Below are 8,368 nucleotides of genomic sequence, written 5' to 3'. Positions count from 1 at the left end.
TCGCCCTGGCCGCCGCCGAGGACGGCCTGGAGGCCGACGACCGGCTGGGCGCGCTGACCGCCGCCGAGCGGGAGATCCGCGCCCTGGTCGAGAGCCGCACCCGGCCCACCTGGGACGCGGTCTGGCACGGCCTCGACCTGCTGCGCGCCCTGCCGGAGGGCGCCCACGCGGCCGACCGGTGGACCCGCGACCGCTGGTCCTTCACCGGCCACCGGGACCGGATCGTCGCCGGGGAGCCCCCGCAGCCCCGCATCGACGACGCGGTCACCGCCGCGAACAAACTGGCCGCGCGCGAGCGGGAACAGGCCCGCCTCGACGCCCAGGAGGCCCTGGACGACCCCCTCGTCATGGCCGGGCGGCGGCTGGCCGGGGAGGCGTTCGCCGGAGAGGTCACGGACGTCGTCATGGCCTACAGCGAGAGCAAGCGGCCGAGCCCCCGGCCGCTGGTCACCGTGGCGACGCGGGACCGGCCGCATCTCGGGGAGCGGGCGAAGGTGTACCGCTCGCTGGGCGGGAAGCCGCAGACGGCGGAGTTCGTGGGGTACGAGGAGGGCGAGGGGGACGAGGGCCTTCTGGTCCTGCGGATCATGGACAAGATGGGGCGGGGCAAGGAGCCGGAGGCGGGGTCGGTCCCCGACCGGGGCGACCTGCTCTGTTTCACCCTCTTCGAGCACGACCAGCGGGGCGGGGCGAAGCTGCCGGACCCCGAGGAGACACCGTGGACGCACGGTGGGCCGCCGGGTGAGCCCGACGCCGTACCGCTGCCGGATCCGGTGACCGACGAGGATGTTCTGTGACCCCCACCGAGGCCCTGCTCGACCCCGGGGCGGCGGCCGGCCGCGCCACCGACGCGATCCTGCGCGACACGCTGCACGGCGACGCGCGCGGCGTCGTCGTCGACTCGCCGCCCGGCGCCGGGAAGTCGACACTCGTCGTCCGCGCGGCGCTCGAACTCGCCTCCGCCGGGCGCCCCCTGATGGTCATCGCGCAGACGAACGCGCAGGTCGACGACCTGGTCGTCCGGCTCGCCGAGAAGGACCCGGACCTCCCGGTCGGCCGGCTGCACAGCAGCGACAGCGACCCGTACGACAAGGCGCTGGACGATCTGGCGAATGTACGGAAGTCGACGAAGGCGGCCGATCTGGCCGGGCTGGACGTCGTGATCTCCACGGCCGCGAAGTGGGCGCACGTCAAGGGGGTCGAGCCGTGGCGGCACGCGATCGTCGACGAGGCGTACCAGATGCGGTCGGACGCGTTGCTGGCCGTGGCGGGGCTGTTCGAGCGGGCGCTGTTCGTGGGTGACCCCGGGCAGCTGGACCCGTTCGCGATCGTGGGCAGCGAGCAGTGGGCGGGGCTGTCGTACGACCCGTCGGCCTCGGCGGTGACGACGCTGCTGGCCCACAACCCCGAGCTGCCCCAGCACCGGCTGCCGGTGTCGTGGCGGCTCCCGGCCTCGGCGGCGCCCCTGGTCTCCGACGCGTTCTACCCCTTCACCCCCTTCCGCAGCGGCACGGGGCACGGGGACCGGCGGCTCGGGTTCGCGGTGCCGTCGGACGGCTCCGGTCCGGACCGGGTCATCGACGAGGCGGCCGAGTCGGGGTGGGGTCTGCTGGAGCTGCCGGCCCGGCACACCCCACGGACCGACCCCGAGGCGGTACGGGCCGTCGCGCTGGTCGTGCGGCGACTCCTCGACCGGGGTGGGGCGGCGACCTCGGAGCGGTCCGAGGAGCCCGTGCCGCTGACCGCCGACCGGATCGCCGTCGGCACGGCCCACCGCGACCAGGCCGCCGCGGTGCGCTCCGCACTGACCGAGCTGGGCGTCTTGGACGTGGTCGTGGACACGGCCAACCGGCTCCAGGGGCGCGAGTACGACGTCACGGTCGTGCTGCACCCGCTGTCCGGGCGCCCCGACGCGACGGCGTTCCACCTGGAGACCGGGCGGCTGTGTGTCCTGGCCTCCCGGCACCGGCACGCGTGCATCGTGGTGTGCCGGGCGGGCGTCACCGACCTGCTCGACGACCATCCGTCGACCGAGCCGGTGCAGCTGGGGGTGACCGTGAAGTTCCCGGACGGGTGGGAGGCGAACCACGCGGTGCTGGCGGAGCTGGCGGAGCACCGGGTGGGCTGGCGGCCGGGGCCGCGGAGCGCGGGCTCCTGATCTGCGGCTCGGGGGCGCGTGGCCCGGAGTGGGCTCGGACCGGCGCGAGCCGGGCGGCGCCTTCGGGGCGCAGGTGTGTGGGGGCCGGCGCGTGGGGAGCCTGGGCAGGGTCGATGCCCACTTGCGCGGTCACGAGAGAATGGACGGTGGCCCTCCACCCGGGACGCTCCCGGGGACCGGCCCACTGAACCGTCGTACGAGGAGGAGAAGACATGGCGGAGCCCACGTCGCGTCGGAACGAACCGCGGCTACGCCCCGCGCCCCTGCTCTTCGAGCCGGCGGAGGCGGCCGGCGACCCCGAGCACTTCTTCGATCTGGAGTCGATCGACGATCCGCGGGCGTTGCTGTCGCGGGCGACGGAGTTGGCGCAGGCGTTTCGGGCGGCGGCGGACCGGGCCGTGGAGTTCCAGGCGATGGCGGCGGCGCAGCTGGCGGATCCTCGGCGGTTCGATCGGCTGACCTCGGCGGATATCGCCGAGCGGGCGGAGTGGACCGAGGACTATGCCAAGAAGATGGTCGAGTACGGGCGGGAGCTCCTGCGAGGGCGGGACGTCAGTGGGCCGGAGTCCATCTGAGCGGGGGTTGCACGGCCGGGGCCGGTAGGCGACCCGGGGCCGGTAGGCAACCCGGGGCCGGTAGGCAACCCGGGGCCGGTAGGCAACCCGGGGCCGGAGCCGGTGCCGAGGTCGGGGTCGGGGCGGGGTTTCGCTCAGCGGCGCTTGCGGGGTGCCGCTGAGTCCGCCCTCCCCCGTCCTGCCGGCGGCACCACTGCCCGCGGTCATGTGCACGACCGGTGAGTGCCCTCCCCGCCGGAGGAAACACCGCCCGGCATATGCCGGGCGGGCAAGATACCCCACTTGCCCATCTCACGTACCAATTTCCGGCAACCACTCGGGTTCGGACCGTCACGGACGGTAGACCTAGGTGTATGAGCGGTGGAGTTGAGACGGGCAGGTACCCGCAGGACGGGGCCGATGTCGCGAGGGTCACGGCGGAAGGGGCGGCTTGGCTGGCCTCGGCAGGAATGTATCCGCGCAGCACGTTGACGCTGTGGGAGGAGCGGCCTGCCGCGCCGGTGGTGTTGCCGTGCGGGACCGTCTTCGACGTCGTCAGCGTGCCGGCGATCTTCGGACGGCGGATGCTCGACCGGTTATGGGACGAGGGCCCCGGCTCGGGACCCATCGCCGTGTACCGCGGGCGCATGCTGCTGTTCGCCTCCCCCGGCACCGCCCACCGGCTGCCCACGCTCCTGGAGTGGGAGGAGTGGGGCTCCCCCGGCCGCACGGGCGCCGTCCCGCCCCTCCTCTGTCACGGCGCGGGCGACGCCGTGACCGTCCCGGCCGTCCTCCACACCGGCGGTGACAGCACCTTCGAAGCCGGCGCCAGGGGCATCGGCGAGGCCGGCGGCAGCACGCCGGACGCACCCGGAATCACCCGCCTCGGATCCCGCTGGCTCGTCGCTCCGGACACCCGCCGACCTTGGCTTCCGGGGCCCGAGGTACTGCTCTGGGCAGCCGTCCGGGCGGCCCGCGCGAGTGCCTCCGCGACCGTGCGCGTATCGATTTTTCCTCCCGCCGATCAGGGTGCTAAGGTCTACGACGTCAGCAGGCGCCGCTAGCTCAGTTGGTTAGAGCAGCTGACTCTTAATCAGCGGGTCCGGGGTTCGAGTCCCTGGCGGCGCACGACACGAAGGAAGCCCCTCGCGGAAGCGAGGGGCTTCCTTCGTTCCCCGGCACACCCCCACCCGGTCTCCTCCACCCGGTCACCCCCACCCGACCCCCATCACCCCGTCACGATCCGCACCGTCCACGCCCCGGCCGCCGTGCGCCCCTCCACCTCGACCCGTACGGCCTCCCCCGGCACCGTGAAGCTCTCACCCACACTCACCGGTGCGTCCGCGAGGGGCGGGTACACGGAGTCCTCCCAGCAGGCCTCGGTGCGCGGATGGGCGTCCAGGACCTCGATGGGGCCGCCGCCGGACTCGGCGCCGCTGCGGATGCGGTAGACGAGGACGCCCTGCGTGCAGACGGAACCGTCGTTGCCGACCGCACCCCGCGCCTCGATCGCGAGCGCGCTGTCGGGACCCGTACGGACGACCGCCAGTTTCGTACCCCGTCCGGCCCCGAAGGTCCGCACCCCGACGCCGGCCACCATCCCGCCCTCGCTCCCACCGCCACCGCCACCGGCACCACCCGCACGTCCGACAACCTCACCACCCCCGGCCTCTCCCGTCCCGGCCTCTCCCGTCTCCCCCTCGTACGCCCCCCGCGGCCCCGCCCCCGCCGCCTCCAGCGTCAACCGGGTGCTCCCCGCCCCCCGTACGCACGTCACCTGGCGCGGTTCCAGCCAGCCCAGCTTCCACTTGTGCCAGGCGAACAGGTCCGGCGCCAGGGCGAACTGGCTGCCCATGAGGTCCCAGTCGCCGACATGGGTGTCCCAGTCGCCCTTGCCGTCGACGGGGCGGTGATAGAGGTCGGGGAGGTCGAAGACGTGGCCGGTCTCATGGGCGAGGACGAGGCGGTCCGGGGGGTGCCGCTCGAACACGGTGACGACCCGACGGAGGCCCGTGCCGTCGACCTCCAGCGGGGTTTCGAGGTTGACCACCTTCGTGGCGTCCGAGTCGACGCCGGGCGCGTGCGGGTCGGCGACGAAGTACACGATGTCGTAGCGGGAGAAGTCGACGTGCGGGTCGGCCGTGGCGAGCGCGTCCCTGAGGTAGGCGGCCCGGTGGGTCGCGTTCCAGTCGCGTCGTATGGCGTACGCCGTCGACGGCTGGGGCATCTCCAGCCACTCGCGGCGCGGATGGGGGCGGAGTGCGAACTTGCCGTACGAGGCGCGTTCGAAGAACTCGCTGGTGGCCGGAAAATGATCCGCGGTCAGCTCTGCCGGTGTGGTGAGAGGGGCCGCGTCCGGGAATGACAAGAATACGAGTACGGCGTCGAGGTCGCGGGTGGGGCGCGGATAGGCAGAGTTCCAGGTGTCGATGCCCTCCGAGTGATGCGCCTGGGTGCGTCGCAGCGTGCACGGCTCCGACAGCGGTACGGCGGAGGGGGCCGCGATCAGAGAGGTCGCGGCGAGCGCGGTGAGGGAGGTGAGCATGGCCGCTGTACTGCGCAGAGTGGGCGCCCGGTCGCCGAGAAGTTCCTTCCAGGGGAGCGGACGCTGCACGGAGACCTCCGGATGCGGATCTTGTGAACACCGCGTCCAGATTTTCGGAATTAGTAGTACTTTGCCCTGTTTGCTTGCACCAGAAGAGTGAGGAACGGGCGAGAACGAGTCGGATGGCCCCCAATGGCCGACACCCCGGACGCTCACGGAACGTCACAAGCGGTCGACGGAGCGGGGAAGCCGTTCAGCTCGGGGCAGAAACGATCTGTCAGATCAGGTCGTTGTTCAGGGAGACTGGAGAGTGGCTAGAAGGCCTTGGGGTCAGCCTCTATGATCGGCACACTTTCCTGCACGGACACGGCTATGAGCGCCCTACGTACTTGGTTCGGCCGCTCCGACGAGACACATGAGACCGTACGAAAACGAGTGCACTGCGGGAGCGAACGGTGAGCGGAACGTCCCAAGGGCCGGCGCCCGCGGCAGACCTCGTCCGGCCGGCGATTACAGAACGTCACGCCAATGCGTCAGTTCAGTCGTCCCCGCCGTCGGGGGAGAGTCCCACGGCACCCGCCGCGTTCTCCGTCGCGCCGCTCGCCATGGCCGTCGTGGACCGGGACGGGCTGGTCATCACCGCTAACGGTGCGATGGGGACGCTGCTGAGTACGGGCGCGGAACCGCTGGTCGGACGGGTCGCCGCCGACCTGGTGGACCTCGCCTCGGACACCCGGACCTGGCACGCCTACCGCGAGGTGCTGCGCGGCCGGCAGGCCCGGCTGCGCTGTACCCGCCGACTGAAACAGCCGGACGGGACCTGGCTGTGGGTGCAGGTGTCGGTGGCACCGCTGCCCGAGGAGGAGCGGGCGGTGCTCCTCTCGGTCGCCGACATCAGCGCCAACCGCCAGCTTCAGGCCAGGCTTCGTCACCTGCAGATGCACGACCCGGTGACCCGGCTCCCCAACCGCACGCTCTTCTTCGAACAGCTCTCCGCCGCCCTCGAACGGGAGGCGTACGACGAGGTCGGCACCGGCCGGATCGGCCTGGTCTATCTGGACCTGGACGGATTCAAGGCGGTCAACGACACGCTCGGCCACCGTGCCGGCGACCGGCTCCTCACGGCCGTCGCCGAGCGGCTCACCCGGTGCGCCGACGAGGCCGCCCTCCTCCGCACGGCCGGTACGGCTGCCGGGGCACCGCTGGTGGCCAGACTCGGTGGTGACGAGTTCGCACTGCTCGTGGAGGACTCCACCGGCACGGAGCAACTCGCCGACCTGGCCGACTCGGTCCTCAAGGCCCTGCAGGCGCCCTTCGACCTGGCCGGTCAGCGGCTGTCCGTCTCCGCCTCGATCGGGGTGGTCGAGCGGCAGTCGGCGAGCACGACGGCGACGGGGCTGATGCAGGCCGCCGACACGACGCTGTACTGGGCCAAGGCCGACGGCAAGGCCCGCTGGACGCTGTTCGACCCGGAGCGCAACGCCCACCGGATGACCCGTCAGGCCCTGTCGTCCACGCTGCGGGCGGCCGTCGGGCGGGGCGAGTTCGTCCTGGACTACCAGCCGCTGGTGGGCATGGCGCAGGGCGAGGTGCGCGGGGTCGAGGCGCTGGTGCGCTGGCATCACCCGCAGTTCGGCCTGTTGACGCCGAATCGGTTCATCTCACTGGCCGAGGAGGACGGCTCGATCGTCCAGCTCGGGCGGTGGATTCTGGCCACCGCCTGCCGACAGGCCCGCCGCTGGCAGATCGACCACCCCGACCGGGCGCCGATCTTCGTCAGCGTGAACGTCGCCGTCCGCCAGGTCTGGGACTCCGACCTGGTCGCGGACGTCGCCGAGATCCTCGCGGAGACCGGCCTCGCCCCGCACCTGCTGCAGCTGGAGCTCACCGAGTCCGCGCTCATGGGCTCCGCCGGCCGCCCCCTGCAGGCGCTCAAGGCCCTCAGCGACATGGGCGTACGCATCGCCATCGACGACTTCGGCACCGGGTACTCCAACCTCGCGTACCTGAGCCGGCTGCCGGTGTCGGTGCTGAAGCTGGACGGGGCGTTCGTACGGGGGTTCCAGTACGAGAGCGGGGAGGAGGGCGGGGCCGCCGGGGACGACGGACAGCCCAACCCCGCCGACGAGATCATCGTCGAGGCCCTCGTCCAGCTCGCCCACCGGCTCGGGCTGTCGGTGACGGCGGAGGGCGTGGAGACCGACGCGCAGGCCTCCCGGCTGCGCCGGCTCGGCTGCGACACCGGGCAGGGGTGGCTGTACTCCCGCGCGGTGCCGCCGGAACGGATCGCGGAACTGCTGGGGGCGGCGGCCTGCCCTCAGGCCTGACGGGCCCTGAGGGCCCAGGTGCTCCGATCAGGCCTGCGGTTCGGCTTCGGTACGGGGGACGCGCGGCAGGTCGTAGGCGTCCGCGATCAGTTCGTACGAGCGCAGGCGCAGGTCGGGGCTGTGAGCGTGGCTGGTGAGCATCAGCTCGTCGGCGCCGGTGCGCTTGTGGAGGTCGTCGAGGCGGGTGCGGACCTCGTCGACGGTGCCGTGGACGACGTCGGCGTTCCAGGAGTCGATGAAGTCCTGTTCGGCCACGCTGAATTCGTACGCCTCCGCCTCTTCCGGCGTCGGGACGAGGCCGGGGCGGCCCGTGCGCAGACGGACCATGTTGAGCGCGGCGGCCCTGACCTGGCGGCGGGCCTCCTTCTCCTCGTCCGCGGCGAGGGCCGAGACGCCGATCAGCGCGTACGGGGCGTCGAGAACCGGCGAGGGGCGGAACGACTCGCGGTACAGGTCGAGTGCCGGGATCGTGTTCCGCGCGGAGAAGTGGTGGGCGAAGGCGAAGGGGAGGCCGAGGGAGCCGGCCAGGCGGGCGCTGAAGCCGGAGGAGCCGAGCAGCCAGACCGGGGGGCGGTGCGGGGACTGGACGCCGCCGGGTGAGGTGCTCTGGATGGGGCCCGGTACCGCGTGGACACGGCGGTAGGGGTGGCCGTCCGGGAAGTCGTCGTCGAGGAACCGGGTCAGCTCCGCGAGTTGTTCCGGGAAGTCGTCGGCGCTCTCGTTGAGGCGGGCCGAGCGGCGGAGGGCGGCGGCGGCGGCGCCGTCCGTGCCGGGGGCGCGGCCG

6 protein-coding genes, 1 tRNA gene and 1 pseudogene are annotated in these 8,368 nt (G+C 72.6%); 6 read left to right on the top strand and 2 right to left on the bottom strand.

Annotated elements, in window-relative coordinates; all coding sequences use genetic code 11:
- From AWZ10_RS17265 to AWZ10_RS17245, 5 genes and pseudogenes are all read left to right on the top strand, one after another.
- Nucleotides 1–797, top strand: a pseudogene (locus AWZ10_RS17265) (hypothetical protein); the annotation flags it as partial.
- Nucleotides 794–2,158 carry an AAA family ATPase gene (locus AWZ10_RS17260; protein WP_046708797.1) on the top strand — a complete coding sequence of 455 codons (1,365 nt, stop codon included), beginning with the start codon at nt 794–796 and terminating at the stop codon, nt 2,156–2,158. The pseudogene AWZ10_RS17265 and the gene AWZ10_RS17260, both read left to right, overlap by 4 nt.
- 212 nt (nt 2,159–2,370) lie before the next feature.
- Complete coding sequence (locus AWZ10_RS17255; protein ID WP_046708798.1) at nt 2,371–2,733, top strand: hypothetical protein; 363 nt, start codon at nt 2,371–2,373, stop codon at nt 2,731–2,733.
- 353 nt (nt 2,734–3,086) lie between these two features.
- Nucleotides 3,087–3,776 carry a bifunctional DNA primase/polymerase gene (locus tag AWZ10_RS17250; RefSeq protein WP_060891504.1) on the top strand — a complete coding sequence of 230 codons (690 nt, stop codon included), beginning with the start codon at nt 3,087–3,089 and terminating at the stop codon, nt 3,774–3,776.
- Nucleotides 3,767–3,840: transfer RNA gene (locus AWZ10_RS17245), tRNA-Lys, on the top strand. The genes AWZ10_RS17250 and AWZ10_RS17245 overlap by 10 nt, the downstream gene beginning before the upstream one ends.
- A gap of 100 nt (nt 3,841–3,940) precedes the next feature.
- Here AWZ10_RS17245 and AWZ10_RS17240 read toward each other — a convergent pair.
- Nucleotides 3,941–5,326 (bottom strand): M6 family metalloprotease domain-containing protein, encoded by a 1,386-nt coding sequence (locus AWZ10_RS17240; protein ID WP_060891503.1) that lies wholly within the window; start codon nt 5,324–5,326, stop codon nt 3,941–3,943.
- 386 nt (nt 5,327–5,712) lie between these two features.
- On the opposite strand from AWZ10_RS17240, the gene AWZ10_RS17235 reads away from it, so the two are divergent.
- Complete coding sequence (locus tag AWZ10_RS17235; RefSeq protein WP_079104389.1) at nt 5,713–7,584, top strand: putative bifunctional diguanylate cyclase/phosphodiesterase; 1,872 nt, start codon at nt 5,713–5,715, stop codon at nt 7,582–7,584.
- A gap of 27 nt (nt 7,585–7,611) precedes the next feature.
- On the opposite strand, the gene AWZ10_RS17230 is transcribed toward AWZ10_RS17235, so the two are convergent.
- Nucleotides 7,612–8,368: MsnO8 family LLM class oxidoreductase (locus AWZ10_RS17230; RefSeq protein WP_060891501.1), on the bottom strand; the 757-nt coding region annotated here is incomplete at its 5' end.

Origin of the sequence: Streptomyces europaeiscabiei (assembly GCF_001550375.1) — a bacterium.
Classification (GTDB): Bacteria; Actinomycetota; Actinomycetes; order Streptomycetales; family Streptomycetaceae; genus Streptomyces; species Streptomyces europaeiscabiei.
This window is presented reverse-complemented; position numbering and strand designations above follow the sequence as displayed.